Origin of the sequence: Streptacidiphilus jeojiense (assembly GCF_000719095.1) — a bacterium.
Lineage (GTDB): Bacteria > Actinomycetota > Actinomycetes > Streptomycetales > Streptomycetaceae > Streptacidiphilus > Streptacidiphilus jeojiensis.
Genome location: NZ_JOEH01000024.1, coordinates 13,743 through 38,175 on the forward strand (window position 1 = coordinate 13,743; position 24,433 = coordinate 38,175).

Below are 24,433 nucleotides of genomic sequence, written 5' to 3' on the forward strand. Positions count from 1 at the left end.
AACGAGCACGACCGGGACGACCATGCCATGACTGTCCAACCCACTACCGCAACCGCCGCCCCGGCGGCCGACGGTCCGCCGCTGCGCCTCGGCACCCGCCGCAGCGCGCTGGCGACGGCCCAGTCGGGCATGGTCGCCGAGGCGGTCGCCCGCTCCACCGGGCGCCGGGTCGAGCTGGTGGAGATCACCACCCACGGTGACACCTCCCGCGAGCTGCTGGCGCAGATCGGCGGCACCGGCGTCTTCGTCTCGGCGCTGCGCGACGCGCTGCTCGCCGGCACCATCGACTTCGCGGTCCACTCGCTGAAGGACCTGCCCACCGCCGCCCCGGAGGGCCTGGCGCTGGCCGCCGTGCCGCTGCGCGAGGACCCCAGGGACGCGCTGGTCGCCAGGGACGGGCTCAGCCTGGACGAGCTGGCCGCCAAGTGCGTCGACGCCCCCGCCAGGATCGGCACCGGCTCGCCGCGCCGGACCGCCCAGCTCAACGCCTGGGCGGCGGAGGTCGGCGCGCGGATCGAGACCGTGCCGATCCGCGGCAATGTCGACACCCGGATCGGCTACGTCCACGCCGGGGAGCTCGACGCCGTCGTCCTCGCCGCCGCCGGGCTGAACCGGCTCGGTCGGCTCGGCGAGGCCACCCAGATCCTCGACAGCACGCTGATGCTGCCGGCGCCCGGACAGGGGGCGCTGGCGATCGAGTGCCGCGCCGACCGTCCCGACCTGGTCGCCGCACTGGCCGTACTGGACCACGCGCCCACCCGGGCCGCCGTCGCGGCCGAGCGCGCGCTGCTGGCCGCGCTGGAAGCGGGCTGCTCCGCCCCGGTCGGGGCCCTCGCCGAGGTGCAGCGTGGCACCGCCGGTGCGGCCGGAGCCGAATCCGCCGACGAACTGCTCCTCCGGGCGCTCGTCGGCACAGTTGACGGTACGTCCGTCGTGCAGTTGTCCGTTACCGGCGCCTTCGGGTCCGCGGTGGCGTCCGAGCAGACAGCGGCGGCCCTGGGCCGCGAGCTGGCGGCACGGATGCTCGCCGGGGGCGCGGCCGGCCTGATGGGGGAGCGAGCCCTGTGAGCCCCACTCCGAATGCAGCAGACCAGGCGGGTCGGCGCCCGGCCGGCCAGATCACCTTCCTCGGCGCGGGTCCCGGCGACCCGGGCCTGCTGACGCTGCGCGCCGTCGAGGTGCTGGCGGCGGCCGACGTCCTGGTCACCGACCCGCTCACGGCCGCGACCGTACGGAGCCACTGCCCGGACGGGGTGGAGCTGCACGACGCCCACCCGTCGGCGGACGGCTTCGACGTCCCCGAGGGGGGCCCGCTGGCGCGGCTCTTCCCGGCGGTGCTGTCCGGCAGGCACGTGGTGCGCACCGTGGACGGCGACCCCGGCCTGGACGGCCGGGCCGCCGAGGAGATGCTGGCCTGCGCGCAGGCGGGCATCCCGTTCCAGGTGGTGCCCGGAGTGGCCCAGTCGGTGGGCGTTCCGGCCTACGCGGGTGTGCCGCTGCGCGGCGGCGCGGCCGGCGGCGGCGCGGACGTCCGCTTCGTGGACGCCTCGCACTGCGTGCCCGAGGCCTACGACTGGTCCAACCTCGGCGGCTGCGACGCGACCTTGGTCGTTCGCACCCGGCTGAACGCGCTGCCCGGCTCGGCCACCGCACTGGTGGCCTCCGGCCGCAAGCCGGACACCCCGGTCTCGGTGACCCTGGAGGGCACCACCACCCGGCAGCGCACCTACATCGCCACGCTGGCCACGGTGGCCGCCGAGTTGAAGGCGGCCCGGGTGCTGCCCTCGCCGGTCTCGGCGCCGGTGGACCCGGTCAGCAGCGTCATAGCCGTCGTCGGTGAGCAGGTGAACAGCCGGGCCACGCTGTCCTGGTTCGAGACCAAGCCGCTGTTCGGCTGGAACGTGCTGGTCCCGCGCACCAAGGACCAGGCCGGCGCGCTGTCCGAGCAGTTGCGCTCGTACGGCGCGGTGCCGTCGGAGGTGCCGACCATCGCGGTCGAGCCGCCGCGCACCCCGCAGCAGATGGAGCGGGCCATCAAGGGCCTGGTGACCGGACGTTACGAGTGGATCGCCTTCACCTCGGTGAACGCGGTCAAGGCGGTCCGGGAGAAGTTCGAGGAGTACGGGCTCGACGCCCGCGCCTTCGCCGGGATCAAGGTCGCCGCGGTCGGCGAGACCACCTCGCAGGCCCTGGTGGACTTCGGCGTCAAGCCGGACCTGGTGCCCAGCGGGGAGCAGTCCGCGGCCGGACTGCTGGAGGACTGGCCGGTCTACGACCCGGTGTTCGACCCGATCGACCGGGTGCTGCTGCCGCGGGCCGACATCGCCACCGAGACGCTGGTCGCCGGACTGGTCGAACTGGGCTGGGAGGTCGACGACGTGACGGCCTATCGGACGGTGCGGGCCTCGCCGCCGCCGGCCGAGACCCGGGAGGCGATCAAGGGCGGCGGGTTCGACGCGGTGATCTTCACCTCGTCGTCGACGGTGCGGAACCTGGTCGGCATCGCGGGCAAGCCGCACAACGTGACCGTGATCGCCTGCATCGGTCCGGCCACGGCCAAGACCGCGGAGGAGCACGGGCTCCGGGTGGACGTGCTGGCGCCGGCCCCGTCGGTCGCCGCACTCGCCGAAGCCCTGGCGGACTTCGGCGCGGCCCGCCGCGACGCGGCGATGCAGGCGGGAGAACAGGTCTACCGCCCCTCCGAAAGACGACCCGGCTCCCGCCGGAAGGCGCGCTAGCGTTGTTTTTGCTTTTCAGGGGCGCGGGGAACTGCGCGACCAGCCCTCTACGAGGTGCACGGTTGCGCGCGCAGTTCCCCGCGCCCCTGGGTGGTTGCAGCTACTTCTAGGAGTGTGTGATGGGCGTTCAGATTCCGGTGGTCAGGCCGCGGCGACTGCGGACGACCCCCGCCGTTCGGCGGCTGGTCGCCGAGACGCGGCTGCACCCCGCGGAGCTGATCCTGCCGTTGTTCGTCCGGGAGGGCGTAACCGCGCCGGTGCCGATCAATGCGATGCCCGGTGTGGTGCAGCACACCAGGGACACCCTGCGGAAGGCCGCCGTGGAGGCGGCCGAGGCCGGTGTCGGCGGGTTGATGCTGTTCGGTGTGCCGGCGGTGCAGGACGCGGTCGGGTCCGAGGGCACCAACCCGGACGGGATCCTGCAGCAGGCGATCAGGGACGTCGTCGCCGAGGTCGGCGACCAGGTCGTGATCATGTCCGACCTGTGCCTGGACGAGTACACCGACCACGGCCACTGCGGGGTGCTCGCCGCGGACGGTTCGGTGGACAACGACGCGACGCTGGAGCGCTACGCCGAGATGGCCGTGGTGCAGGCCGACGCGGGCGTCCACATGGTCGGCCCGTCCGGGATGATGGACGGTCAGATCGCGGTCGTGCGTGAGGCGTTGGACGGGGCGGGGCACCAGGACGTGTCCGTGCTGGCCTACACCGCCAAGTACGCCTCGGCCTTCTACGGTCCGTTCCGGGAGGCCGTCGGGTCCTCACTGAAGGGGGACCGCAAGAGCTACCAGCAGGACCCGGCCAATGCCCGTGAGTCGCTGCGCGAACTGGAGCTGGACCTGGCCGAGGGCGCCGACCTGGTGATGGTCAAGCCGGCCATGTCGTACCTGGACGTGCTGCGGCAGGTCGCCGAGGTCAGCCCGGTGCCGGTGGCTGCCTACCAGGTCTCCGGCGAGTACTCGATGGTCGAGGCCGCGGCCGCCAACGGCTGGATCGACCGGGAGCGGGCGATCATGGAGACGCTGACCTCGATCCGCCGGGCCGGGGCCAACCAGGTGCTCACCTACTGGGCCGTCGAGGCGGCCCGGATGCTGCGCGGCTGAGCGAACCGGCGCCGGGTGACCGGCGCCCGGGAACAGCGCCGGGGAACAGCAGTCGGCCGGGGCGGCGATGGATTCGCCTGCCCCGGCCGACTCGGACCCCTACGCCTGGCTTCTGGAAGCCGGCCTCAGCCGATCAGGTGCGAGAGCGGGGCGTCGCCGTCGCTCTGCGTGGCCTGGCCGACGTTGCAGATCTGGTGCTGCTGCTGGTTCAGGACCGGCACGTCGACCTGGACCGGGATGAGACCGGCCTGGACGTGGTGGACCTCGGGCAGGCAGATGTTCGGGTTGTCCAGGGTGTGGAACGCCGGGCTGTGGCTGCCCCAGGTGCCGGTGACGTCGGTGCCGCCCGCGCCCTGCATGGCGGTGGCGGAGCCGTCGCTGTTGCCCAGAGCCGCGGCCGGGGACATCGCCATGGCGGTTGCGGAGAGAACGAGACCTGCGGTCGCGAGCGTCTTCTTCAGCACGGTGTTGCTCCTTCGGGTGGGAGAGGGTTGGGGGCGGGGCTGGTCAGCCGATGAGGTGGGAGAGCGGGGCGTCGCCGTCGCTCTGGGCCGCCTGGCCGACGTTGCAGGTCTGGTGGCCCTGCTGGTTCAGGACCGGCACGTCGGCCTGGACCGGGATGAGGCCGACCTGGACGTGGTGGATCTCCGGCAGGCAGATGTTCGGGTTGTCCAGGAAGTGGAAGTTGGGGCTGTGGTCGCCCCAGGTGCCGGTGACGTTGGTGCCGCCGGGGCCCTGCATGGCGGTGGCGGCGCCGTCCGAGTCACCGATGGCGGCGGCGGAGCCGGTGGCCATCGCCAGGGCGGCCACGGCGAAGCCGGCGGTGCCGAGGGTCTTCTTGAGCATGGTGGTTCTCCTGTCGAAGAGTGGTGCCTGAAGGTCGGTCAGCCGATGAGGTGCGACGCGGGACCGTCGCCGACGCTCTGGGTGCCCTGGCCGACGTTGCAGGTCTGGTGCGACTGCTGGTTGGCGACCGGGACGTCGACCTGGACCGGGATAAGGCCGACCTGGACGTGGTGGACCTCGGGCAGGCAGATGTTCGGGTTGTCCAGGAAGTGGAAGTTGGGGCTGTGGTCGCCCCAGGTGCCGGTGACGTTGGTGCCGCCGGCGCCCTGCATGGCGGTGGCGGTGCCGTCGGCGTCGCCGATGGCGGAGGCGGGGCCGGCGGTCGCGGCGATGGCGGCGGCGGCGATACCCGCGGCGGCGAGGGCCTTCTTCAGCATGAGCGATTCCTTCGGTCGGTGAGTCTGAGTACGAACAGGAGCGAGCGCGGTCAACCTGATGCGAACGTGATTCAGTCGCATGGATGGTGCGCGAGGAACAAGAGCGAAATCCAACCCGGAGCCGGGGTTCGGACCGCTGAACCGGCACTGGCCGACACTGCGCATGCCCCGCTGAGCACGGGCTCACCAGGGGTAACGACCCTGTCGCCGAGTGGTTACCTTCTCCGTCGACCGATTGCCGGATTCACCCGTTCCGCTCATTCCGCGGAGGTTTCGCTGCGGCATACAGGTGACACCCGGCAGTGTCTTGTTTCCTCGCTCGTTGGGTCAGGGTGCGGAACGGTCCGGGAGTAAAGGAAGCGAGAAAAGAATGAAATTCAGCCCACGCGTGTCGGTGGTCGCCCTGCTGGCGTGTGCCGGGGTGGCCGGAGGCGCACAGGTCGCCACGGCAGCCTCCATGACGCCGGATCAGGCCGGGGCGGCGGAGGCGGCGGCAGCGGGAACCCGGGTCCCCTTCGATGTTCCGCTCGGGTCGGGTCTGACCCCGCTGACGGGTGCCGCGTCGACCACCGCGGTCCAGGGCTCGCTGCCCGGCCTGCCGCTCCAGGGCCCGGCCCAGGGCACCCCGCGGGACGAGCACTCGCTGCTGCCGCAGCCGCTGGTGCCCGCGCTGCAGGCCGCCGACGAGAGCCCGGACCTGCACCTGACCGCGCCGGCCGCGGCCGGCAACGGATCCGTCAAGCCGAACGGCATCGATCTGTCGCTGCCCAAGGCACCGGTCAAGGCGGTCGGTTCGGCGGCCTCGCTGGGCGCACCGCTGACCTGGTCCGGCAACGTGCCGCGGCCCGGGACGGTGCCGGCCGGCGCTCCCGAGCAGGAGCAGATCGACCTGACCAGGCTGCAGCCGCAGTTGACCAGCCCTCAGCTGGCGAGCGACCCGGCGGCATTCCTCACCCTGGACCAGCGGTCCACCCACCGCCCGCTGGACCGCACCGTCGCCGACTTCCTCAGCACCGCGAAGGCGACCGCGCAGGAACTCTCCGACTGAGTCGGCGCGCGGCAGCGAACAGGGGCCCGAGATCCCGCCCAGGGATCTCGGGCCCCTCGCGTTGGTCCGGCGCGTTCGTCCGCGCGTCCGTCCCGGTCAGCCCGGGAGCAGGTGTGCGGCCGTTCCCACCACGGGCAGCGAGCCGAGGCCGCCGCCCTGGCTGAGCGGCTGGGTGAGCAGGGTGGTGGAGACCGGCTGGTCCTTGGGGCCGTCCGGCTCCAGCGCGACCGCGTTGGACAGCGGGTCGGCCGAGGACGCCGCCATCGGGTCCAGGCGCAGGTCCTTGACCGGGGTGACGGCGTGGCCGGTGGCCCCGGTGAGGCCGCCCAGCGCGGGGACGACCTGGGGTTCCTGGAGGGCCATCGTGGGGGCGGTGGTGCCCCTGTCGGCCGCCGAGCAGATCGTGGGCTGGACCGCCATGGCGCCGAGGACCAGGGTGGTCCCGGTCGCCAGGGCGAGGATCCGTGCTACTGCCATGGGAAAGGCTCCGATTCCGTGGGTCCGGTTCCGTGCGGCGCAGGCAGCGGTGCCCCCCCGAGGCGTTCCGCTCGAGGGGGCACGGTCAGCTGCCGGGAGAAGGTCTCAGCAGTTGTCGGGCGCGTTGACGCAGGTGTTGCCGAACGCCGGGTTCAGCAGGCCGATCACGTTGACGGTGTCGCCGCAGACGTTGACCGGGATGTGCACCGGGACCTGGACCAGGTTGCCGGACAGCACGCCCGGGGAGTGGCTGGCGACACCGGTGGCGGTGGCGTCGGCGGAGGCGGCGGAGGCGCCGGCGAGAACGGTGCCGAAAGCGGCGACCGTGAGCACGGCGGCCTTCTTGATGTTCTGCATGTTCTTCTTCCTGAAGTGAGGTGGAAGCCGGAAGCGGGTCAGCTGTTGACGCAGGTGTTGCCGAACGCCGGGTTCAGCAGGCCGATCAGGTTGGCGCTGACGCCGCAGACGTTGACCGGGACGTGCACCGGAACCTGGATCAGGTTGCCGGACAGGAAGCCGGGGGAGTTGGAGGCCGTTCCCATGGCTCCGGCGTCGGCGGCCGCAACACCGGCGCCGGACAGGGCCAGACCGACGGCGGCGGCGGAGAGGGCCACGGTCTTCATCACGTTGCGCATCGAGAATCCTTTGTGTTCTGCCGTCCTCTGCGGATCGGACAACGGGCGAACGAGTCCGGAAGCCCTGTGGATGCGCGTAGTGCGGGACAACCACTCTTGTAGCGGAAAGGGCCCTTCGGGTGGCGGCGCGGCGGCGACTGCTTCTTCCGGGTGAATTCCGCGACCGCGCCGAAACTGTTGTGCGCGCCCGGCCGTTCCGCCGTGTGTTCCGTGTTCTGTACGGCCCGGCCGATGCAGACTGATAAATGGAGTAGTAATGAAGAATGCTGTCAAGGGTGCCCTGGTCACCGTCGCTGCCGCCGGTGTCATCACGGGTGGCGCCGGTGCCGCTTTCGCCAGCTCGCACTCGGCCGGTGACGCTGACTGCTCTCCGGGTGTCGGCTCCGGCAACAACGTTCAGGTTCCGGTCCACGTCCCGGTCAACGTCTCGGGCATCAGCGCCAATGTGATCGGCCTGCTGAACCCGGCCTTCGGCAACGGGGCGACCAACGCGGGCTGACGCCGGCACAGCTCTTTGCACGGGCGGCCGTCCACTCCCGGAGTGGACGGCCGCTTCCTGGTGGTCCTGGTGGTCAGCCCACGAGGTCGTTGACGTCCGCGACCGCGGTCTTGCCGGCGTTCACCGTTCCCTGGACATCGTCGATCTTCTGCCCGAGCCCTTGCCCGACGGCGCCGAAGGCGAGCGGCATGGCCCTCAGTACGGCGGCTCCGGCGGCCTTTCCGGCGAGTCCGGTCACTGCGGCCGGCGCGGACGACTCCATGGCCTGGGCGGCGGGGGCCGCGGCCGCCACGATCGACGCGGCAGCGGCGGTGATGAGGAGAATTCTGTTCTTGGTCATGCTCTGCTTAACGCACGAAGACCCCGCCGGTCACCGGGAATTGCGCCGAAATCAACGGTGATTCGCTGCCGCCCGTGAGCGGCCCGGGGCGATAGAGTGTCAGCGAATTCCGGTGGAGTGGCCGAGAGGTTAGGCTGCGGCACGCAACGCCGTACAGACAGGTTCGAATCCTGTCTCCACCTCCGTGGACGAGGAACGGGCCCGCCGCGAGAACGCGGCGGGCCCGTTCGGGGACCGCTAGTTGCAGTCGTCCTTCTCGTGCTTCCAGATGACGGGGTGGCCCCAGTGGGTGGCGTGCCACTCGTTCGCCGTGCTGCCCTCGTCGCCGCCGTTGCTGCAGCTGTTCCCGAACGCCGGGTTGAGCAGGCCGATGACATTGATCGAGTTGCCGCAGACGTTGATCGGAATATCGACCGGAATCTGGACGACATTGCCGGACAGGACGCCCGGGGAGTTGTAGGCGGCACCGTAGGCGTTGCTGTCGGCACTGGCCACACCGGTGGCTCCGAACAGCAGGGCGCCGGTGGCGCCGACGAGCAGTGCGGCCTTGCGAATCGAGCCCATGCGGATCTCCTTCAGAGTGACGGAACATCCGTGGTGGATTCTCTTCAGCGCCCACCCCGGATGTTCTCCTACAGGTGATACTTCGGCGCGGTCCGCTCGACCGGCGGGTGCGACACGGCGCATTCACACGTCTGGGCCAATGGCGCGGGAACGGCGAGAGACGGGCTCTCCACCCGGGAGGGCCCGTCTCTCGCCCGCGCCCGGCCGGGTGGGATCCGTGAGGGCAGGGACCTCAGATCACCCGGCGCTGCGGCAGGTTCGACCGATGCTCAGATCAGCCGATGTTGTGGCAGGTGTTGCCGAAGGCCGGGTTCAGCGCGCCGATCACGTCGACGGTGTCGCCGCAGACGTTCACCGGCACGTGCACCGGCACGGCGATGTTGTTGCCCGAGAGCACGCCGGGGGAGTTGGTCGCAGCGCCGGCGGCGGTGCTGCTGGCCGAGGCGGCACCGGCACCAGCGGCGATCATGCTGACTGCGGCGGCGGCGACGAACATGCTGCGCTTGGTGTTCATGGACGTGAGTCCTTTCTGGTAAATGCTCGAAATGAGCGTGGCTGACACGAAGTCCTTGAGAGAACGTCAGTCGGTCCAACGCCTCAGCCCGCCGGACCGCAACGGTCAGATCGGCCCTTCACCCGAACGCGTGCCATTTTCAGGGCCGGATGACCGAAGCGGGCCGCGTCGGATGGCCTGTTCCGGCACCAACCGTTTCCTGTTCTTTCCAGGGTCGTTGAACACAACAGGTGACGGTGGGTGCTCCATGGCGCTGGGACTGTGCTATCGGCGGCGATTCCTCCTCGCTACCGGTACGGCAGTTCCGGCCCTGGGCAGGAAGGCTGTTCGGCACCGGAATGCCCGGAGCCTCGTCCCGCGCGGACCGGTCGGCTGGTGACGCCGCCCGGTCCGCGCCCGGCCGATTATCGGAATGCAGCCGAGCAATTCAGGAGCAGGGAAGAACCATGAGCAAATCCCAGAAGGGGCGCAGGCACCGCACGGTCAACCGCAGGCCGCGTCCGGTCGGTGCCGCCTCCGGCCCGGTGCGGGTGCAGCGGGCCGACAGCGCGGCGGCGACGGTGCCCGTCGTGGAGGAAGGCGTCGGACCGCTGTTCCAGACCGCCGTCCGGGACGGCGGCCTCGGGCTGCCGGCGGCCCGCACCTGGCGGCATCTGCTGGAGTCGGACCGCGGCGGTGCCACCGTCGAGGAGATCAGCGCGACCGTCGGCTACCAGCCGCAGACCATCGGCAGGCACGTCAACGGCCTGCTGAAGTACGGAATGGTCCGGGAGAGCGGGGGCCGCTGGTTCCCGACCGGCAAGAGCCAGTGGAACGCCGCCGAGGAGCACGGTCTGGTCGCCCCCGCGCCCGCCGGGGCCCGCTGAGGGCGGTCCGGTACGGGGGACCATACTGGCGGGATGCGATACCCACGGAGATCCCCCCGCAGCCTTCTGCCCGCCGCCGGCGCGCTGGCCGCCGTGCTGTCGGCGGGCCTGCTGGCCGGCTGCTCGGCCGACGGGTCGGACGGGGTCCAGCGGGCGGCGCCGGGGTCGGCGCAGACCACCCTGAGCAGCGGTCCGGACGGGGTGTCGTACAGCGTCGAGGCGCGCAACGTGGACCTGGCGCTGACCGGGGCCACGGTCCGGCTGGACCCGGCGTCGGGGAAGGCGAGCCTGCAGTTCACCGTGGCCAACAAGGGGCCGGTCACCGAGCACCTCGGGCTGGTGACCGTGGAGGGCGGCCAGGCGCAGCTGAACGGGGGGCCCGCCGCCGAGGGGCTGCTGTCCACGGCCGGGATCCGGCTTGACTCCGGGAGCAGCACCGCCTTCGGGGCCCCCACCGATGTGAAGGACCCCTCGATCGTGCTGCCGTCGAGCGCCGTGCCGGCGGTCAGGGCGGCGGAGCAGAAGGCCGGGGGCACCGTGCCGGTGATGCTGATGTTCGGCATCGCCGGCACGGTGAACCTCGACGTTCCGGTGCGGACCGCTACGCGCTGACCGCTACGGGCTGACTGCTGTCAGCTGACCGACAGGTCGTCCGCGTAGACGTTGCCCTGGGCGTACCAGCCGTGGACGTACACGGTGACGGTGCCGCTGGCGCCGGTGGTGAACGGCACCGTCAGCTTGGTCCAGCCGGTGCCGCTGGCCCAGGTGCTGGCGGTGGCGCCGCCGCTGACGCCCAGGTAGGCGTAGCTGCCCTGGACCCAACCGCTCAGCGTGTAGCTGTGGTTGGCGGCGAGGGTCAGCGTCTGGCCGCACTGGCCGGTCTGCGAGGAGGTCGGCACGACCTGCAGCGCGTGGCTGCCTGCGTGGACCGGGGAGCCGACCACGGCGCCGCCGGCCTGGCAGGTCCACGGGCTGAGGCTGCCGGTCTCGAAGTTCCCGTTCACCAGGGAGCCGGAGCCCCCGCCGCCCCCGCCGGTGCCGGTGACCGTGAGCGAGTAGGTCGCGGTGTGGCTGCCGGAGGCCGCGCTGCCGGTGACCGTGATCGGGTAGGTGCCGGCTGGCGCGGTCGCCGAGGCGGTCAGGGTGAGCGTGGCCGAGCCGCCGGCGGTGACCGAGGTCGGGCTGACGCTGGCGGTGACCCCGCTCGGTGCCCCGCTGGTGCTGAGGCTGACCGACTGCGCGCTGCCGGAGGTGACGGCGGTGCTCACCGTCGCCGTGGTGGAGGCCCCTTCGGCGACCGTGCCGGAGCCGGGGGCGACGCCGACCGAGAAGTCATTGGTCGGGACGGTGCTGCCGCCGCTGGTGAAGGGCTCCAGCGCATGGCTGAAGTCCCAGGTGCCCTGGGAGATCCCGGAGCAGGAGTCGGAGCCGCCGGTGCCGACGCAGCCGCCGTTGTCCCGCTGCAGCGCCCAGAAGGACAGGCTGGCCAGCCCCTTGCCGGCGGCCCAGCTCTCCACCGCCTTGGCGTCCGCGACCGTGGTGGTCTCGGCCGCTCCGTAGTCGTCGATGCCGGGCATCAGGGTGATCCCGATCATGCCCCAGAGCTGCGCCGAGGTCTTGCCCGGGTAGAGCGAGGCGAGCTGGTTGTACAGCCCGGTGGCGGCGCTCTCGGCGTCGTTGCCCATCTCGTGGGTGGCGCCGTCGTAGTAGTCGAAGGTCATGATGTTGGCGACGTCCACGCGGGCGTTGTTCTGCACCGCGTTCTGGAGCACGGCGAGTCCGCTGGAGGCCAGGCCGCTGGTGGTGGTCGGCAGCGTGTAGGAGAACTGCACGGTCCGGCCGTTGCTCGCGGCCCAGGCGTCGACCAGGGCGATCGCCTTGTTGCGGCGGTCGATCCCGGCGGTGTTGGTGAGCGAGTTGTCCTCGGTGTCGAGGTCGATCCGGGTGACGTTGTAGGTGGTGATGACGCTCTCGTAGGCCGCGGCGATGGCGTTGACGTCGGTGCAGCTGTCGGCGATCTCGGTCCCGGTGTCGTCGGCGGTGTAGCCGCCGAACGAGGGGATCACATTGCCGCCCTTGGCCTGGATGGCGCTGATGTCGCTGCCGAAGTTGGCGGCGGCGATGGGCGTGCTGCTGACCCCGTTCCAGTCCGGGGTGCAGGAGCCCTTGCTGGCGGTCTGGATGAAGGCCATGGAGAGGTAGTTGGCGCCGGACTGGCTGGACAGCGAGGTGAGGCTGTCGCCGTTGTACGCCTCGAAGTAGGGCGCGAACACATGCGCCGGGAGTGGGGTCCCGGTTGCCGCGTGCGCGGTGCCGGCTCCCCCGGCCAGGGCGCCGGTCGCCGCGGCGGCGACCGCGACCAGGCCGGTGAGCAGGGAGCGGAGCGGGCTGGACGGTGATGTGGTGCGTCTCATGCGGGCTCTCCTGTGGGGGTGTGACTGGTGGAGACCTCTGGCTGGACACTGACATCTTTGGACTAGACCAATAAACTGTCAACACTCTTTCCAGTTATTTGGTCACTCCAGCAGTCCGGCCCGCAGCGCGTCCACCAACTCGGGTTCCACGCCCAGCCGTTCCGTCGCGTAGCCGGACACGGAGCCGTAGGCCGCGCCGAGGTCGTCCAGCACGTGGCGCATGACCGCGGCCGGGGCGCGGCCGTAGCCGGGCCAGATCCGGTCGCGGTCCGGGTGGGCGGCGCGGTAGTCGGCGAGCAGCCGGTCGGTGGCCAGCTCGGTGCGGGCGAAGTCGGCGAGGACGTCGTCCTCGCCGACGCCGAGCAGGATGAGCACCAGGGCGGCGATCAGGCCGGTGCGGTCCTTGCCGGAGGCGCAGTGGAACACCAGCGGGCCGCCGTCGGGCCGGTCCGCGGCCGCGATCAGGTCCAGGGCCTGGCGGATCTCCTTCACCCCGTCCTCGGCGACCTCGGCGTAGCGGTCGGCGAGGTGGCGCCAGGGGTCGACGTCCGGGTCGATCGCCGCCTGGTCGTACGGGCGGTGCTCGATGCTGAGGTTGTGGTACTCCAGGCCGGGCTGCTCGGGGACCCGGCCGGCCCGCTCGATCTCCCACGGGTAGCGCAGGTCGATCACCGTGCGCACGCCGAGGGCGAGGAAGCGCCGGTGGTCGGCGCCGCCCGGGGTGAGCTTGCCGAGCGAGTCGGAGCGGTAGAGCCGTCCCCAGCGCACCGTACGGCCGTCCGCAGCGGCGTAGCCGCCCAGGTCGCGGAAGTTGTACAGCCGGTCGAACGCGATATGTCTCGTCGTCATCGGCCCAGGCTAGTGACCTTGCGGTGGCGGGCCACCAGCAGGGCCGACAGTGCGCAGGCCGCCGCCGGGATCAGCTCCGCCCAGGCCAGCGGCCGGGCCGAGGACCGCGCCCCGCTCTGACCCACCGTCACGAAGGCGCCCATGGCGGCGACTCCGATCGTCGCCCCGACCTGGCGGATCGAGCTGAGCAGCCCGCCGGCCGCCCCGGCGGTGCCCTCCGGGGCGGTCGTCACCACCGCTGCGACCAGGGCGGGCAGGGCGAAGGAGACGCCGAAGCCGCAGCAGAGCAGACCCACCGTCAGCCCGGCGTACGGTGCCCCGGCCAGGACGGCGGCGCCGAAGGCCAGGCTGCCGGTGACCAGCAGCAGGAGCCCGCCCAGCACCGGTTTGGCTGGGCCGATCCGGGCCACGATCCTGCCGGTGAGCAACGGGTTCACCGAGGGCGGCAGGGACATCGGGAGGAAGGCCAGACCTGTGGTCAACGGGCTGAGCCGCCACTGCTGTTGCAGCAGCAGCGGCAGGACGAAGATCATGCCGGTCATCGCGAAGGTCACCGCTGCGCCGGCCAGCAGCAGCCCGGGTATCCCCGGCGCCCGGAGCAGTGCGGCGGACACCACCGGGGCGGCGCTGCGGCGCTCCAGCCGGAACAGCAGCGTTCCCAGGGCGACGGCCCCGGCGCCGGAGCAGGCCGCGTGCAGCGGCGATCCCGAGCCGAGCGCGATCAGGGCGTCCGTCAGCAGCCCCAGCGTCGCGCAGGCCGCGAGCTGGGCCGGCCAGTCGATCGGGGTCCGCCCGCGCGGACCGCGGACCAGCGGGCCGGCGGTGAGCACCAGGGTGAGCGCCGCCAGCGGGACGTTGATCAGGAAGACCGCCCGCCAGCCGTCCAGGTCGACCAGCAGCCCGCCGAGCAGCGGGCCGCAGGCCATCGCGCTGCCGCTGATCGCGGCCCAGACGGAGACGGCCCTGGCCCGCTCGGCGGGCACCGGGTAGAGCCTGGTGATGATCGAGAGGGTGGCCGGCACGGTTGCCGCGGCGGCGGCTCCGAGCACCCCGCGCAGCAGCACCAGCGTCCACAGGTTCGGGGCGAAGGCGCTGAGCAGCGAGCCGAGGCCGAACACCGCGACGCCGATCCGGAGGGCGCGGTGCGCGCCGAAGCGGTCGCTGATCGCGCCGCCGGAGAGCAGCAGGGCGGCGAGGACCACGGTGTAGCCGGTGAACGCCCACTGCAGCCCGGCGGTCGAACTGCCCAGCGAGCGGGCCAGATCGGGTTCGGCCACGGACAGCACGGTGGTGTCGATGAGCACCATGAAGTACGCGGTGGAGATGCCGAGCAGGGCCCGGCGGCGGCCCGGCGGTGACGTGCCGGCCGCCGGCGTCCGGACGGCCGGGGTGAGCGAGGAGGTCATGCCGCCAATGTCGCGTCGGCGCCCGGGCCGCTCCACCGGCTCCGCCTGACGCTGCGTTCGGAATATCCGAACGCCCGGCCGGGTTGGCCCGCCCATGGAACTGCGGCAGCTGCGTACCTTCGAGGCGGTGGTCAACCACCGTACGGTCACCGACGCGGCGGCGGCGTTGGGGCTGGCGCCCTCGTCCGTCTCCGAGCAGATCCGGTCGCTGGAACGGTCGTTGGGGGTGGCGCTGTTCGACCGGGCGCCCCGGGGGATGACGCTCACCCCGGCCGGAGACCGGATGCTGGTCTGGTCGCGGCGGCTGCTGGACCAGGCCGAGCTGGCCCGTGCCGACGTGGTCGCCGCTCGGGCGCCGCTGCGGATCGGTGCGCTGGAGACCATCGCGGCCACCCATGTGCCCGGCATGCTGGCCCGGCTCGCGGACCGCTGCCCCGAACTCCGGGTGGAGATCCGCTCGGACGCGTCCCGGGACCAGCTGCTGTCCGAGGTCGCCTCCGGAATGCTGGAGGCCGCACTGCTGCTGGACACCGAGGGTCCGCTGGGTGAGCTGGGGTTCCGGCTGCCGCCGGTCCGGCTGGACTTCGTCGATCTGGAGCCGGTGCCGCTGGCGCTGGTCGCCGGACCGTCCCATCCGCTGGCCGGGGTCGCCGGGCTGACCAGGTCCGACCTGGCCGGCGAGCGGCTCTATGTGACCACGCCGGCCTGTTCGTTCTGGATGGCCGGCGAGCGGCTGCTCGGGGCCGACGTGGACCGGGTGCGCGCCGGGGGAGTCGCACTGACCCGGGCCTGCGCGGAGCAGGGCCTGGGTATCGCGCTGCTACCGGAGTTCGCGGTGCGGGCCGCGCTGGAGGCGGGCAGCCTGGTCCGGCTGGACCTGCCGGTGCAGGCGCTGTCGATGCGGCTGGTGTGGCGTGGCGACCGCGAGGCCGTCCCCGGGCTGCGGGAGGTGCTCTACGCGGCGTCGGCGCTACCGTCGGCGCTACCGTCGGCCTGATCTCGCGGACCGGTCACTCGGCCAGTGCCTTCCGCTGCAGCAGGCGGCGCCGGCGCCGCTCGCGGAAGCCCACGTGCGGGCTCTGCACCAGCACGTTCCCGTGCTGCACCTGGCCGGAGACGGTCACCAGCAGCCGTACCGGCGTGCCGGGTTCCGGGGTGGCCGTGCGCTGCTGCATGTTGCCGCCGTGCAGTTCGACGCTGTCGAGCTGCACCACCACCTCGGGCGGGACGATCAGCCGGACGTTGCCGTGGCGCACGAAGATCTCCACGTCCAGTACGGGTGAGCTGATCGCGGCCTGGGTGAAGTCCAGCACCAGATTGCCGCTGCGGACCTCGACCTCCAGCCGGCGCGGCACGATCCAGGGGCCCATCCGCTGCAGGTTGGAGTGCCGGGCCTGGAGCCGGATCAGGTCCTTGGCGTCCGGGACCGGGACGGGGGCCGCGGGCAGCGGCGCGGTGCCGGTCGGCAGGTCCCGCACCAGGACGGCCAACTCCCCGTAGGTGCGCGCCTCCAGGGCGGACCCGAGCCGCTCGTCCAGCTCCTCGGCGGTCAGCCGTCCGTCACCGGCGGCGACCCGCAGCTGCTCGACGATCTCGTCGCGGTCCTCGTGCGAGGCGCGGAGGGTGTGGCGGTCATCGGGGCGGTGATCATCTGTGATCGGATCTCGCGACATATCGCGTATCCTATCGGCTGTCCCGCCGCCTGACGAGAGCACGCGTGGGGGTGGGCCTGGGAGCGGGCCTGGGCGCGGGCGACGGCCCGCGGGATCAGCGTGCGGTGGTGCCGCGGCCGGGCTCGGGGGTGGTGCTCCGGATCCGGGTCAGGAACTCGGCGTTGCCGGAGGAGTCCCGCAGCCGCTCCAGCAGCAGCTCGACGGCCTGCTGCGGTCCCTGGGTCTGCAGGGCCCGGCGGAGCCGCCGCATCGCGTCCAACTCGTCCGGGGTGGTGAGCAGTTCCTCGCGACGGGTGCCGCTGGGGGCGGGGCTGATGGCGGGGAAGACCCGGTGCGAGGCGAGGGTGCGGTCGAGGCGGAGCTCCATGTTGCCGGTGCTCTTCAGCTCCTCGAAGTAGTAGTCGTCGGCTCGGGAGCCGGTCTCCACCAGGGCGGTGGCGATGATGGTCAGCGATCCGCCGCCCTCGATGCTGCGGGCCGCGCCGAAGAGCTTCTTGGGGGCCAGCAGGGCGCTCGCGTCCACGCCGCCGCTGAGGGTGCGGCCGCTGCCGGCGGTGGCGGTGGTGTTGTGGGCCCGGCACAGCCGGGTGATCGAGTCGAGCAGCAGGACGACGTCCTCGCCGGCCTCGACCAGGCGCTTCGCCCGTTCGACGGCGAGCTCGGCCAGGGCCGTGTGCTCCTTGGCGGGCTGGTCGAAGGTGGAGGCCAGCACCTCGCCGCGGACGGACCGGCGCATGTCGGTGACCTCTTCGGGGCGCTCGTCCAGCAGCAGCACCATGAGCCGGCACTCGGGGTGGTTGCGGGCCACGGAGTCGGCGACGGCCTGCAGCACGGCGGTCTTGCCGGCCTTGGGCGGGGCGACGATCAACCCGCGCTGGCCCTTGCCGATGGGCGCCAGCAGGTCGATCATCCGCGCGGTGAGGCCGGTCGGACCGGTCTCCAGCCGCAGCCGCTGATGCGGATGGACCGGGGTGAGGTCCGCGAAGTGCGGCCGTTTGAGCGCCAGTTCGGGCGCCCGGCCGTTGACGCGGACGATGGTCCCGGCGGCCGTCTCGACCAGGTCGCCGCGGCGCAGGCCGTAGCGGCGGATCTGCTGTGCGGTGATCCGTACGTCGTCCGGCCCCGGCAGGTAGCCGCTGGTGCGCAGCACCCCGCCGGTGGCGTTGCGGCCGGTGGCGAGGTCGAAGACCCCGGCGGTGAGGGTGGTGACGGGTGTTTCCGATGGTTCGGTGGTTTCTTTCGGGGGTTCAAGGATGGTGGTCATGATATGGGTGTCCTCTCGCGGACAGGGCGAGGCAGGCGGCAGCAGGTGTCGGCAGGTGTCAGCTGGACATCGCCGGAAGAACGGCGGCGCGGCCTGCGGTGCAAGTGAGTGAAGGTGGAGCGGGGACTGCGTCTGGAAACCGGTCACAGAAAGACGGGCTGCGTCAGAGGGCAGTCGGTGGTGCGAAGAAGTACGGGCGCCCAGAACGGCGGATCTCACGTACTGAGACCACGGTAACAGCATTCGGCCGCCGTGGGAAGGGGCCACCGGTGGAGCGCCGCGTCCCAGGCACTTGTGAGAGCGCTCTCAGTGGCCCACCATCAGGGCTATGACTCTGCGAGCAACGGTCCGTCCGTACCGGCCGGAAGACCGCGACGCCCTGTACGACATCTGCGTGCGGACCGCCCACGACGGCGGCGACTCCCGGCACATCTACCCCGATCCGGAGCTGATGCCGAGCATCTTCGCCGCGCCCTACGCGGTCCTGGAGCCGGAGTTGGCCTTCGTCGTGGACGACGGCGAGCGGGCCGTCGGCTATGTCGTCGGCACCGCCGACACCGCGACCTTCGTCAAGCGCTACCGCACCGAGTGGCTGCCGACCCTGCTGGAGCGCTACCCGGAGCCGGAGCCGGACCGGGAGCCGTCGACGCCGACCGAGGTGATGGTGGGTCTGATGCACCGTCCGGAGCGGATGCTGGTGGCGGAGCTGGAGCGGTACCCGGCGCACCTGCACATCGACCTGCTGCCGAGCCACCAGCGGATGGGCCACGGCCGCGAGCTGATGGACGCGCTCTTCGGCGCGCTCCGCTCGGCCGGAGTGCCCGCGGTGCACCTGGGCATGGTCACCGCCAACACCGCGGCCCGGGCCTTCTACGACCGCCTGGGCTTCCACGAGATCCCGGTCGCCGACCCCGGACCGCTCAGCTACCTGGGGCACTCGACGCACTGAGCCCCGTCCCCGGCGTCGTTCCCGTTCCCGTCCCCGGCGTCGGGCCGGAGTAGCGGCGGCGGTAGGCGGTGGGGGTGAGCCGGACCCGGCGCGACAGATGGTGCCGCAGCGAGTCCGCACTGCCCAGGCCGCTGCGCTCGGCGACCCGTTCCACCGGGAGGTCGGTGAGTTCCAGCAGCTCCCGGGCCCGGTCCACGCGCTGGTCCAGCAGCCACTGGAGCGGCGTCAGCCCGGTCTCGGCCTGGAACCTGCGGGTGAGGGTGCGGACGCTGGTGTGGGCATGGGCGGCCAGGTCGACCAGCGCGAGCGGCTGGTCGAGCCGGCCGAGCGCCCAGGCCCGGGTCCCGGCGAGCGAGAACGCGCCGGCTGCGGACGGCGGCTCCGCGGCCACCTGGGCCTGGTCGCCGTACCGGGCCGGCGAGACCACCGCGAGCCGGGCCACTGCGGCCGCCACCGCCGCGCCGTGGTCGGACCGCACCAGGTGCAGGCACAGGTCCATCCCGGCCGCGAGCCCGGCCGAGGTGAGCACCGCGCCGTCGTCGACGAAGAGCACGTCGCCGACCACGTCCACGGCCGGGAAGCGCTGCGCCAGCTCGGCCGAGAACGGCCAGTAGGTGGTGGCCCGGTGCCCGTCGAGCAGCCCGGCCTGGGCGAGGACGAAGGCCCCGGTGCAGATGGACGCGATCCGGCTGCCGGCGGCCGCGGCCCGGCGCAGGGCCGCCAGCACCCGGGGGTCGGCCTCGCTGCGGGCGCCGGTGCCGGTGACGATCACGGTGTCGGCGCCGTCCACCACCTCCAGCCCGTGCCGGACCGAGACCTGCAGGCCGCCGTAGGCCTCGACCAGTCCGGGGTCGGGGGCGCCGACCCGTACCTCGTAGGCGGGGGCACCGTTCACCAGGGCCGAGCCGAAGACCAGTTCGGGGATGGACAGGTCGAAGGTGGTGGCCGGGGGTACGGCCAGGACGGCGACGCGGTGCATGGCCGGATCCTCCGGTTCTCGGTCGTTTTCGCCGGTGGTCGCCGACCGGGCGGCGGCCGCAGGCTGGAAGCGCGGCCCGCTCCGAGCAGCAACTCCCCTCGGAGCCGGGCCCATTCCCGCTGCGCCCACCCTTGTCTGGAGCTCTCATGTCCCGTCATGTCGTCGTCGGAGCCGGTGCCACCGCCCGGGCCACCGCACTGCTGCTCGCCGAGGAGGGCGTGTCCGTGACCCAGGTCTCCCGGCGCGGCGGCGGGGCCGACCACCCGCTGGTCGAGCGGGTGGCGGCGGACGCCGGCGACAGCGGTCTGCTGGCCGAACTGGCCACCGGCGCCGAGACGCTGATCAACTGCGCCATCCCGGCCTACGACCGCTGGGTCGCCGAGGTGCCGCCGTTCGCGGCCTCGCTGCTGGCGGCGGTGGAACGGACCGGGGTCGGCTACGTCATGCTCGGCAACCTCTACGGCTACGGCCATGTGGACGGGCCGATCACCGAGGACCTGCCGATGGCGCCGGTCTCGGCCAAGGGCCGGGCGCGCGCGCAGATGTGGCTGGACGCCCTGGCCGCGACCGAGGCAGGGCGGGTGCGGGCCACCGAGGTGCGGGCCGCGGCCTTCCTCGGCCGGGGCGCGGTGAGCACCTTCACGCTGGGCATCGCCCGGCAGGTGCTGGCCGGCGAGGTCGCCACCTACCCGGGCCGCCTCGATGTGCCGCAGTGCTGGTCGGACGTCCAGGACGTGGCCCGCACGCTGGTCGCGGCGGCCCGCGACGACCGCTCCTGGGGCCGGGCCTGGCACGCCCCGGCCACCGCCAACATCCCGGTCGGCGAGCTCACGCGGCGGTTCGCCGAGCTGACCGGCGCACCGGAGCCGCGCCTGGAGCGCCTGGACCGGGAGGCCCTGGCCGGGCTCGCCGCGGACTCCCCGATCCTCGGCGAGCTGGTCGAGATGCTGTACGCCACCGAGAACCCGCACATCCTGGACTCGACCGGGACCGAGCGCGCCCTCGGCCTCACCGCCACGCCGCTGGACCAGGTCCTGCTCGCCACGGCCGACGGGCTCGACGGGTCGGACCGCACCTGACCTGACCTGACCTGATCGTTCGCGCCATGGTCGGACCCCCGTTGTCAGACCCCCCTGCCAAGCTGGGGAAGAGACGGACCCAGCGGCGGGTGGCAGGAGCGGCGACATGGCTGAAGCGGACAGTGGATGGCGGCGTCCCGGACAGGACCTGTGCCTGCGGCGGCACGCGCTCACGCAGGCCGAGTGCGTGCTGCCGGACACGCACTACCCCGGGCCGCATCTGGCGCTCGACGGAACGCTGTGGCACGACGGGCTGTGCGGTGAGTGCCACGGCGACGGCGTGTCGGCCGGCGCGCCCTGCGGGACCTGCAAGGGCGTCGGCTTCGCGGTGGTCGACTCGGAGGACGCCTGAGCGAGGACGCCTGAGTAGGGGCTGTGAGGCGGATCACCCTGGGGGTGGGCCGTCCGGAGTCTTTCGGCCACCTGTGCGGAGGATAAGCTCCGCCGATGATCCGAACCGCGCGGGACGCCGCAGAACCACGCATACCGGGACAGAGAAGGCCGAGCCGGCTGGTCGTCCTGGACGGTCTGCGCATCCTCGCCGCGCTGACGGTGATGTTCCACCACTACGTCGGCTTCGGCGGCAGTGCGACCGGCAGCCACAACGCCTGGGGCCGGCCGATCCGCGAGGTGTTCCCGCACGCGGCCCAGCTGGGCGCCTACCTGTGGACCGGCGTCTGCCTGTTCTTCCTGATCAGCGGCTTCGTCATCTGCATGAGCAGCTGGGGCAAGGGCCTCGGCGCCTTCTTCACCTCCCGGGTCACCCGCCTCTACCCGGCCTACTGGTTCGCGGTCCTGGCGACCACGGCGGTGCTCACGGTCTGGCCGATGGTGGCCCAACCGCTGGACCACTACTCGGTCCTCGCCAATCTGACGATGTTCCAGACCGGCCTGGGCAACCTCAACTCGGACGCGGTCTACTGGACCCTCTGGTTCGAGCTGCGGTTCTACCTGCTGTTCGCCCTGGTGGTCTGGAAGGGCGTGACCTACAACCGGGTCGTCGCCTTCTGCCTGGTCTGGACGGTCGCCGGGCTGCTCAGCCCGGTCGTCAACGAGCCGCTGCTCAATCTGGTCGTGATGCCCTCGGCCTCGTCCTTCTTCATCGCGGGGCTGGCCTATTACCTGATGTACCGGTTCCGCCAGAACCTGCTGCTGTGGGGGATCGTCGGGTTCAACCTGATCGTCTCGATCAACTACGCGGTCGGGCGGCAGCGCTCCATCGACTGGTGGCTCGGGCACCACCACTACCCGGTCTGGCCCGACGCCCTCCTGGTCGTGCTCTGCTACGTGGTGATGGCGCTGGTGGCGCTGGGCCTGCTCTCACGGATCCAGTGGAAGTGGCTGACCTGGGCCGGAGCGCTCACCTACCCGTTCTACCTGGTGCACGAGAACATCGGCTGGACCATGATCCGGCTGCTGCACCACCGCATTCCTCCGTGGCCCCTGGTGGGCCTGACCGCCGTCACCATGCTGGTCTTCGCCTGGCTGGTGCACCGCCTGGTGGAGCGCCCGGTGGCCCGGCTGCTGAAGCGCGGCATCACCAGCGCCCTCGACGAGTACCGGTCCCACGCCCGGGCCGCGAAGGCCGTCCCGGCCCCGGAGACCGTCCCGCAGCAGCAGACCGCCCCGCAGGAGCACCAGGAGCTGGCCGGCACGGCGCAGCGCTGATCGGCGCCGGTGGTGCCCGGAACGCCCGCCGCAGTGCCAAGCTGTGGCCAGGACGATCGAGGGAGAACCGGTGGGTGTGCGTTTCCAGGAGCTCGACTGGCGCCGGACGGACCTGGGCGAGCTCGTGCTCCGTCGCCGCCGCTACCCCGATGTGGACGGGGAGAGCCGGGACGTCTACGAGATCAAGCTCAATGACGAGTACCTGATGTCGAGCCTGTTCACCGTCGCCGAGCTGGAGCTCGGACGGCTGGCGCTCGCCGAACTGGCGTACGGCACCGCCCTGGATTCCGCTCAGGAATCCGCCCTGGACGTGGTCGTCGGCGGCCTCGGGCTCGGCTGCACCGCCCAGGCCGTGCTGGAGAGCCCGGCGGTGCGCTCGCTGGTGGTGGTGGACGCGCTCGCCGAGGTGATCGAATGGCACAGGCGGGAGCTGATCCCCTCCGGGCTCGGTTCCGACCCGCGCTGCCGGCTGGTGCAGGGCGACTTCTTCGCGATGGTCCGGGGCCGGTCGGGGCTCGACCCGGACGCTCCGGACCGGCGCTTCCACGCCATCGTCGTCGACATCGACCACTCACCGCGCCATCTGCTGCACCCCGGCAACGCCGACCTCTACCAGCCGGAGGGACTGCGCCGTCTCGCCGAGGGACTCCACCCCGGCGGGGTGTTCGCGCTCTGGTCCAACGACCCGCCGGAGCAGGAGTTCCTGGCGGCGCTGGGCCAGGTGTTCGCCGAGGCGAGGGCGGAGGTCGTCACCTTCGACAATCCGCTGCAGGGCCGCGAGGCCGCCAACACCGTCTACCTAGCGAGGACGGCCGCCCTCTCCGGGGCACCCGGCTAGCTCAGGGCGGAGGCGATCGCCAGCCCGAGCCCGCCGCCGGTCAGGCGGGCGGCGCGGCGGTGGAGTTGCGGATGATGAGCTCGGTGCCCAGTTCCATGTGCTCCATGAGCAGCTTCTGTCCCTCGATCAGGGACAGCAGGGCGAGGGCGGCCTTCTGGCCCATGTCATGCAGCGGCTGGCGGACGGTGGTGAGGCCGGGGAAGCTCTGTGCGGCCTGCGGGAGGTCGTCGAAGCCGACGAAGGAGAAGTCGTTCGGCACGGTGAGACCGCAGGAGCGTGCGGCGTCTATGGCGCCGAGCGCCAGCAGGTCCGCTCCGGCGACCAGGGCGGTGGGGCGGTGCTCGGAGATCAGCCGGCTGGCCGTGCGGAAGCCGCTGGCGTAGGTGAAGTCGCAGGTGGCGACCAGTTCCTCGGCGACCTCGAGACCGGCGAGCCGCATGGCGTCCTGGAAGCCCCGGAAGCGGATGGACGTGCTCTCCAGGTCCTCGCCGCCGCGCAGATAGGCGATGCGGGTGTGGCCCAGGTCGATGAGGTGCTGGGTGCCCTGACGCATGCCGTGGTAGTTGTCCACGGTGATCCGGGGCAGTGGCACGTCCAGTCGGCGAGGGTCGATGACCACGCAGGGCAGCTTGCGCCGCCGCAGCAGTTCGATCGTCTCGTCCTCCAGGACGGGGGCGATCAGCAGCAGGCCGTCCACCAGGCCGCCGGCCAGGAACTCGATCCGGTCCTTCTCCCGTCCTGCGTCATGGTAGGAGGCGTTGACCAGCAACTCCTGTTCAGCGCCCGCGAGTTCGTCGGCGACGCCGCGCAGGATCTCCAGGCCGTACTGGTTGGTCAGGTCCAGGGCGATCAGGCCGACCAGTCCGCTGCGGCCGGTCTTGAGATTGCGGGCCGCCTGGTTGGGCCGGTAGCCGAGCTTGGCCGCGACTTCCAGGACGCGCCGCCGGGTCTCGTCAGAGGCACCCGGCTTGCCGCTGATCACATTGGACACCGTCATCGCCGATACCCCGGCCTCCTCGGCCACCTGCGCGATCGTTACCCGCCCTGCCACCCCGCTGACCCCTCCATCGCTGCCGCAACACTCTTGGGGAAACTTTAACGATAAGTAACCGGCAGCGTCAATGAACGGCCCCGAACGGCCCCCAATGGCGCCCAGCGGCCTTCAGTAGGGCGAAATGCCCACTCCAGCCGGTCCGACGGGGCCTGATCATTCACATGAGGTTTCGTCTAGATGTCCTCTAAGTTTTGCGTTACAGTCCCGTCCGTCGGCGCCGAAAGTACGCCGCGCCCCGGGCCGAGGCCCGGTT

General features: G+C 72.0%; 29 protein-coding genes and 1 tRNA gene. 14 read left to right on the forward strand and 16 right to left on the reverse strand.

Annotated features, from left to right (window positions below; translation table 11 throughout):
• The first annotated feature begins 27 nt into the window (after positions 1 to 27).
• From hemC to hemB, 3 genes are all read left to right on the forward strand, one after another.
• On the forward strand, positions 28 to 1,068 hold the full coding sequence (gene hemC / locus IF29_RS0129040) for a hydroxymethylbilane synthase (RefSeq protein ID WP_051726190.1): 1,041 nt from the start codon (positions 28 to 30) through the stop codon (positions 1,066 to 1,068).
• The gene (locus tag IF29_RS0129045) at positions 1,065 to 2,738 is read left to right on the forward strand and encodes a bifunctional uroporphyrinogen-III C-methyltransferase/uroporphyrinogen-III synthase (RefSeq protein WP_030261057.1); all 1,674 of its coding nucleotides are present in this window, start codon (positions 1,065 to 1,067) and stop codon (positions 2,736 to 2,738) included. Before hemC ends, IF29_RS0129045 begins: the two co-directional genes overlap by 4 nt.
• Positions 2,739 to 2,857: 119 nt before the next feature.
• Positions 2,858 to 3,841, forward strand: coding sequence for a porphobilinogen synthase (hemB, locus tag IF29_RS0129050; protein ID WP_030261059.1), 984 nt, complete (start codon positions 2,858 to 2,860; stop codon positions 3,839 to 3,841).
• A 125-nt stretch (positions 3,842 to 3,966) separates the two neighbouring features.
• Here hemB and IF29_RS0129055 read toward each other — a convergent pair whose 3' ends face one another.
• The 3 genes from IF29_RS0129055 to IF29_RS0129065 are packed head-to-tail and all read right to left on the reverse strand — an operon-like array spanning position 3,967 to position 5,064.
• Positions 3,967 to 4,305 carry a hypothetical protein gene (locus IF29_RS0129055; protein ID WP_030261062.1) on the reverse strand — a complete coding sequence of 113 codons (339 nt, stop codon included), beginning with the start codon at positions 4,303 to 4,305 and terminating at the stop codon, positions 3,967 to 3,969.
• 43 nt (positions 4,306 to 4,348) lie between these two features.
• The gene (locus IF29_RS0129060) at positions 4,349 to 4,687 is read right to left on the reverse strand and encodes a hypothetical protein (RefSeq protein ID WP_030261064.1); all 339 of its coding nucleotides are present in this window, start codon (positions 4,685 to 4,687) and stop codon (positions 4,349 to 4,351) included.
• Positions 4,688 to 4,725: 38 nt separating this feature from the next.
• Positions 4,726 to 5,064, reverse strand: a complete 339-nt coding sequence (locus tag IF29_RS0129065) for a hypothetical protein (RefSeq protein ID WP_051726162.1) — start codon at positions 5,062 to 5,064, stop codon at positions 4,726 to 4,728.
• Between the two features lie 370 nt (positions 5,065 to 5,434).
• Here IF29_RS0129065 and IF29_RS0129070 point away from each other — a divergent pair, with 370 nt between their 5' ends.
• Entirely contained in the window at positions 5,435 to 6,112 is a 678-nt protein-coding gene (locus IF29_RS0129070) for a hypothetical protein (protein WP_157623977.1), read from the forward strand.
• A 96-nt stretch (positions 6,113 to 6,208) separates the two neighbouring features.
• On the opposite strand, the gene IF29_RS0129075 is transcribed toward IF29_RS0129070, so the two are convergent.
• From IF29_RS0129075 to IF29_RS0129085, 3 genes are all read right to left on the reverse strand, one after another.
• Positions 6,209 to 6,589 carry a hypothetical protein gene (locus IF29_RS0129075; protein WP_051726163.1) on the reverse strand — a complete coding sequence of 127 codons (381 nt, stop codon included), beginning with the start codon at positions 6,587 to 6,589 and terminating at the stop codon, positions 6,209 to 6,211.
• Positions 6,590 to 6,694: 105 nt separating this feature from the next.
• Positions 6,695 to 6,946: a chaplin gene (locus IF29_RS0129080; RefSeq protein ID WP_030261074.1), complete on the reverse strand. Its 252-nt coding sequence runs from the start codon at positions 6,944 to 6,946 to the stop codon at positions 6,695 to 6,697.
• 38 nt (positions 6,947 to 6,984) lie between these two features.
• Positions 6,985 to 7,224 carry a chaplin gene (locus IF29_RS0129085; protein WP_030261075.1) on the reverse strand — a complete coding sequence of 80 codons (240 nt, stop codon included), beginning with the start codon at positions 7,222 to 7,224 and terminating at the stop codon, positions 6,985 to 6,987.
• Positions 7,225 to 7,480: 256 nt separating this feature from the next.
• Between IF29_RS0129085 and IF29_RS0129090 the strand changes: the two genes are divergently transcribed.
• Positions 7,481 to 7,723, forward strand: coding sequence for a chaplin (locus IF29_RS0129090; protein WP_030261077.1), 243 nt, complete (start codon positions 7,481 to 7,483; stop codon positions 7,721 to 7,723).
• A 73-nt stretch (positions 7,724 to 7,796) separates the two neighbouring features.
• On the opposite strand, the gene IF29_RS0129095 is transcribed toward IF29_RS0129090, so the two are convergent.
• Positions 7,797 to 8,063, reverse strand: coding sequence for a hypothetical protein (locus IF29_RS0129095; protein ID WP_030261079.1), 267 nt, complete (start codon positions 8,061 to 8,063; stop codon positions 7,797 to 7,799).
• A gap of 111 nt (positions 8,064 to 8,174) precedes the next feature.
• Here IF29_RS0129095 and IF29_RS0129100 point away from each other — a divergent pair.
• Positions 8,175 to 8,245 (forward strand) — tRNA-Cys (locus tag IF29_RS0129100).
• A 55-nt stretch (positions 8,246 to 8,300) separates the two neighbouring features.
• On the opposite strand, the gene IF29_RS0129105 is transcribed toward IF29_RS0129100, so the two are convergent.
• A complete protein-coding gene (locus IF29_RS0129105; RefSeq protein WP_051726164.1) occupies positions 8,301 to 8,627 on the reverse strand; it encodes a chaplin in 327 nt (108 codons plus the stop codon).
• Between the two features lie 274 nt (positions 8,628 to 8,901).
• Positions 8,902 to 9,141: a chaplin gene (locus tag IF29_RS0129110; protein WP_030261084.1), complete on the reverse strand. Its 240-nt coding sequence runs from the start codon at positions 9,139 to 9,141 to the stop codon at positions 8,902 to 8,904.
• 446 nt (positions 9,142 to 9,587) lie between these two features.
• Here IF29_RS0129110 and IF29_RS43950 point away from each other — a divergent pair, with 446 nt between their 5' ends.
• Together IF29_RS43950 and IF29_RS0129120 are read left to right on the forward strand one after the other, a co-directional pair.
• A complete protein-coding gene (locus IF29_RS43950; protein WP_051726165.1) occupies positions 9,588 to 10,007 on the forward strand; it encodes a hypothetical protein in 420 nt (139 codons plus the stop codon).
• 33 nt (positions 10,008 to 10,040) lie between these two features.
• Positions 10,041 to 10,619, forward strand: coding sequence for a hypothetical protein (locus tag IF29_RS0129120; RefSeq protein WP_030261089.1), 579 nt, complete (start codon positions 10,041 to 10,043; stop codon positions 10,617 to 10,619).
• A 20-nt stretch (positions 10,620 to 10,639) separates the two neighbouring features.
• Here the strand turns inward: IF29_RS0129120 and IF29_RS0129125 are convergent, their stop codons facing one another.
• From IF29_RS0129125 to IF29_RS0129135, 3 genes are all read right to left on the reverse strand, one after another.
• Positions 10,640 to 12,421 carry a carbohydrate binding domain-containing protein gene (locus IF29_RS0129125; RefSeq protein ID WP_051726166.1) on the reverse strand — a complete coding sequence of 594 codons (1,782 nt, stop codon included), beginning with the start codon at positions 12,419 to 12,421 and terminating at the stop codon, positions 10,640 to 10,642.
• 102 nt (positions 12,422 to 12,523) lie between these two features.
• Entirely contained in the window at positions 12,524 to 13,270 is a 747-nt protein-coding gene (locus IF29_RS0129130; RefSeq protein WP_030261093.1) for a tyrosine-protein phosphatase, read from the reverse strand.
• Positions 13,267 to 14,676: an MFS transporter gene (locus tag IF29_RS0129135; RefSeq protein ID WP_037597081.1), complete on the reverse strand. Its 1,410-nt coding sequence runs from the start codon at positions 14,674 to 14,676 to the stop codon at positions 13,267 to 13,269. The genes IF29_RS0129130 and IF29_RS0129135 overlap by 4 nt, the downstream gene beginning before the upstream one ends.
• Before the next feature lie 94 nt (positions 14,677 to 14,770).
• Here IF29_RS0129135 and IF29_RS0129140 point away from each other — a divergent pair, with 94 nt between their 5' ends.
• Positions 14,771 to 15,673 carry a LysR family transcriptional regulator gene (locus tag IF29_RS0129140; protein ID WP_030261098.1) on the forward strand — a complete coding sequence of 301 codons (903 nt, stop codon included), beginning with the start codon at positions 14,771 to 14,773 and terminating at the stop codon, positions 15,671 to 15,673.
• A 13-nt stretch (positions 15,674 to 15,686) separates the two neighbouring features.
• Here the strand turns inward: IF29_RS0129140 and IF29_RS0129145 are convergent, their stop codons facing one another.
• Both IF29_RS0129145 and rho read right to left on the reverse strand, forming a co-directional pair.
• Positions 15,687 to 16,349 (reverse strand): DUF1707 SHOCT-like domain-containing protein, encoded by a 663-nt coding sequence (locus tag IF29_RS0129145; protein WP_051726167.1) that lies wholly within the window; start codon positions 16,347 to 16,349, stop codon positions 15,687 to 15,689.
• A 94-nt stretch (positions 16,350 to 16,443) separates the two neighbouring features.
• Positions 16,444 to 17,613 carry a transcription termination factor Rho gene (rho, locus tag IF29_RS0129150; protein WP_030261102.1) on the reverse strand — a complete coding sequence of 390 codons (1,170 nt, stop codon included), beginning with the start codon at positions 17,611 to 17,613 and terminating at the stop codon, positions 16,444 to 16,446.
• Positions 17,614 to 17,941: 328 nt separating this feature from the next.
• Between rho and IF29_RS0129155 the strand changes: the two genes are divergently transcribed.
• A complete protein-coding gene (locus IF29_RS0129155; protein ID WP_030261104.1) occupies positions 17,942 to 18,562 on the forward strand; it encodes a GNAT family N-acetyltransferase in 621 nt (206 codons plus the stop codon).
• On the opposite strand, the gene IF29_RS0129160 is transcribed toward IF29_RS0129155, so the two are convergent.
• Entirely contained in the window at positions 18,534 to 19,541 is a 1,008-nt protein-coding gene (locus IF29_RS0129160) for a GlxA family transcriptional regulator (RefSeq protein WP_063757639.1), read from the reverse strand. The two genes, IF29_RS0129155 and IF29_RS0129160, sit on opposite strands and share 29 nt — an antisense overlap.
• A 146-nt stretch (positions 19,542 to 19,687) precedes the next feature.
• Here IF29_RS0129160 and IF29_RS0129165 point away from each other — a divergent pair, with 146 nt between their 5' ends.
• The 4 genes from IF29_RS0129165 (at position 19,688) to IF29_RS0129180 (ending at position 23,126) form a co-directional block, all read left to right on the forward strand.
• Positions 19,688 to 20,620: an NAD-dependent epimerase/dehydratase family protein gene (locus tag IF29_RS0129165; RefSeq protein ID WP_030261112.1), complete on the forward strand. Its 933-nt coding sequence runs from the start codon at positions 19,688 to 19,690 to the stop codon at positions 20,618 to 20,620.
• 106 nt (positions 20,621 to 20,726) lie between these two features.
• Positions 20,727 to 20,972 (forward strand): hypothetical protein, encoded by a 246-nt coding sequence (locus tag IF29_RS0129170; protein WP_030261114.1) that lies wholly within the window; start codon positions 20,727 to 20,729, stop codon positions 20,970 to 20,972.
• 95 nt (positions 20,973 to 21,067) lie between these two features.
• The gene (locus IF29_RS0129175) at positions 21,068 to 22,288 is read left to right on the forward strand and encodes an acyltransferase family protein (protein WP_051726168.1); all 1,221 of its coding nucleotides are present in this window, start codon (positions 21,068 to 21,070) and stop codon (positions 22,286 to 22,288) included.
• 70 nt (positions 22,289 to 22,358) lie between these two features.
• Positions 22,359 to 23,126 (forward strand): polyamine aminopropyltransferase, encoded by a 768-nt coding sequence (locus IF29_RS0129180; protein WP_030261116.1) that lies wholly within the window; start codon positions 22,359 to 22,361, stop codon positions 23,124 to 23,126.
• A gap of 40 nt (positions 23,127 to 23,166) precedes the next feature.
• On the opposite strand, the gene IF29_RS0129185 is transcribed toward IF29_RS0129180, so the two are convergent.
• Positions 23,167 to 24,177, reverse strand: coding sequence for a LacI family DNA-binding transcriptional regulator (locus tag IF29_RS0129185; RefSeq protein WP_030261117.1), 1,011 nt, complete (start codon positions 24,175 to 24,177; stop codon positions 23,167 to 23,169).
• Between the last annotated feature and the right edge of the window lie 256 nt (positions 24,178 to 24,433).

Excerpts from the sequence above, each read along its gene's own strand:
- IF29_RS0129085 (WP_030261075.1), bottom strand. The coding sequence starts at position 7,224 with ATGCGCAACGTGATGAAGACCGTGGCCCTCTCCGCCGCCGCCGTCGGT.
- IF29_RS0129175 (WP_051726168.1), top strand. The coding sequence starts at position 21,068 with ATGATCCGAACCGCGCGGGACGCCGCAGAACCACGCATACCGGGACAG.
- IF29_RS0129065 (WP_051726162.1), bottom strand. The coding sequence starts at position 5,064 with ATGCTGAAGAAGGCCCTCGCCGCCGCGGGTATCGCCGCCGCCGCCATC.
- IF29_RS0129165 (WP_030261112.1), top strand. The coding sequence starts at position 19,688 with ATGTCCCGTCATGTCGTCGTCGGAGCCGGTGCCACCGCCCGGGCCACC.
- IF29_RS0129075 (WP_051726163.1), bottom strand. The coding sequence starts at position 6,589 with ATGGCAGTAGCACGGATCCTCGCCCTGGCGACCGGGACCACCCTGGTC.
- IF29_RS0129110 (WP_030261084.1), bottom strand. The coding sequence starts at position 9,141 with ATGAACACCAAGCGCAGCATGTTCGTCGCCGCCGCCGCAGTCAGCATG.
- IF29_RS0129130 (WP_030261093.1), bottom strand. The coding sequence starts at position 13,270 with ATGACGACGAGACATATCGCGTTCGACCGGCTGTACAACTTCCGCGAC.
- IF29_RS0129090 (WP_030261077.1), top strand. The coding sequence starts at position 7,481 with ATGAAGAATGCTGTCAAGGGTGCCCTGGTCACCGTCGCTGCCGCCGGT.
- IF29_RS0129160 (WP_063757639.1), bottom strand. The coding sequence starts at position 19,541 with ATGCACCGCGTCGCCGTCCTGGCCGTACCCCCGGCCACCACCTTCGAC.
- IF29_RS0129155 (WP_030261104.1), top strand. The coding sequence starts at position 17,942 with ATGACTCTGCGAGCAACGGTCCGTCCGTACCGGCCGGAAGACCGCGAC.
- IF29_RS43950 (WP_051726165.1), top strand. The coding sequence starts at position 9,588 with ATGAGCAAATCCCAGAAGGGGCGCAGGCACCGCACGGTCAACCGCAGG.
- IF29_RS0129140 (WP_030261098.1), top strand. The coding sequence starts at position 14,771 with ATGGAACTGCGGCAGCTGCGTACCTTCGAGGCGGTGGTCAACCACCGT.
- IF29_RS0129080 (WP_030261074.1), bottom strand. The coding sequence starts at position 6,946 with ATGCAGAACATCAAGAAGGCCGCCGTGCTCACGGTCGCCGCTTTCGGC.
- IF29_RS0129060 (WP_030261064.1), bottom strand. The coding sequence starts at position 4,687 with ATGCTCAAGAAGACCCTCGGCACCGCCGGCTTCGCCGTGGCCGCCCTG.
- IF29_RS0129070 (WP_157623977.1), top strand. The coding sequence starts at position 5,435 with ATGAAATTCAGCCCACGCGTGTCGGTGGTCGCCCTGCTGGCGTGTGCC.
- rho (WP_030261102.1), bottom strand. The coding sequence starts at position 17,613 with ATGACCACCATCCTTGAACCCCCGAAAGAAACCACCGAACCATCGGAA.
- IF29_RS0129125 (WP_051726166.1), bottom strand. The coding sequence starts at position 12,421 with ATGAGACGCACCACATCACCGTCCAGCCCGCTCCGCTCCCTGCTCACC.
- IF29_RS0129095 (WP_030261079.1), bottom strand. The coding sequence starts at position 8,063 with ATGACCAAGAACAGAATTCTCCTCATCACCGCCGCTGCCGCGTCGATC.
- IF29_RS0129105 (WP_051726164.1), bottom strand. The coding sequence starts at position 8,627 with ATGGGCTCGATTCGCAAGGCCGCACTGCTCGTCGGCGCCACCGGCGCC.
- IF29_RS0129145 (WP_051726167.1), bottom strand. The coding sequence starts at position 16,349 with ATGTCGCGAGATCCGATCACAGATGATCACCGCCCCGATGACCGCCAC.
- hemB (WP_030261059.1), top strand. The coding sequence starts at position 2,858 with ATGGGCGTTCAGATTCCGGTGGTCAGGCCGCGGCGACTGCGGACGACC.
- IF29_RS0129120 (WP_030261089.1), top strand. The coding sequence starts at position 10,041 with ATGCGATACCCACGGAGATCCCCCCGCAGCCTTCTGCCCGCCGCCGGC.
- IF29_RS0129170 (WP_030261114.1), top strand. The coding sequence starts at position 20,727 with ATGGCTGAAGCGGACAGTGGATGGCGGCGTCCCGGACAGGACCTGTGC.
- IF29_RS0129135 (WP_037597081.1), bottom strand. The coding sequence starts at position 14,676 with ATGACCTCCTCGCTCACCCCGGCCGTCCGGACGCCGGCGGCCGGCACG.
- hemC (WP_051726190.1), top strand. The coding sequence starts at position 28 with ATGACTGTCCAACCCACTACCGCAACCGCCGCCCCGGCGGCCGACGGT.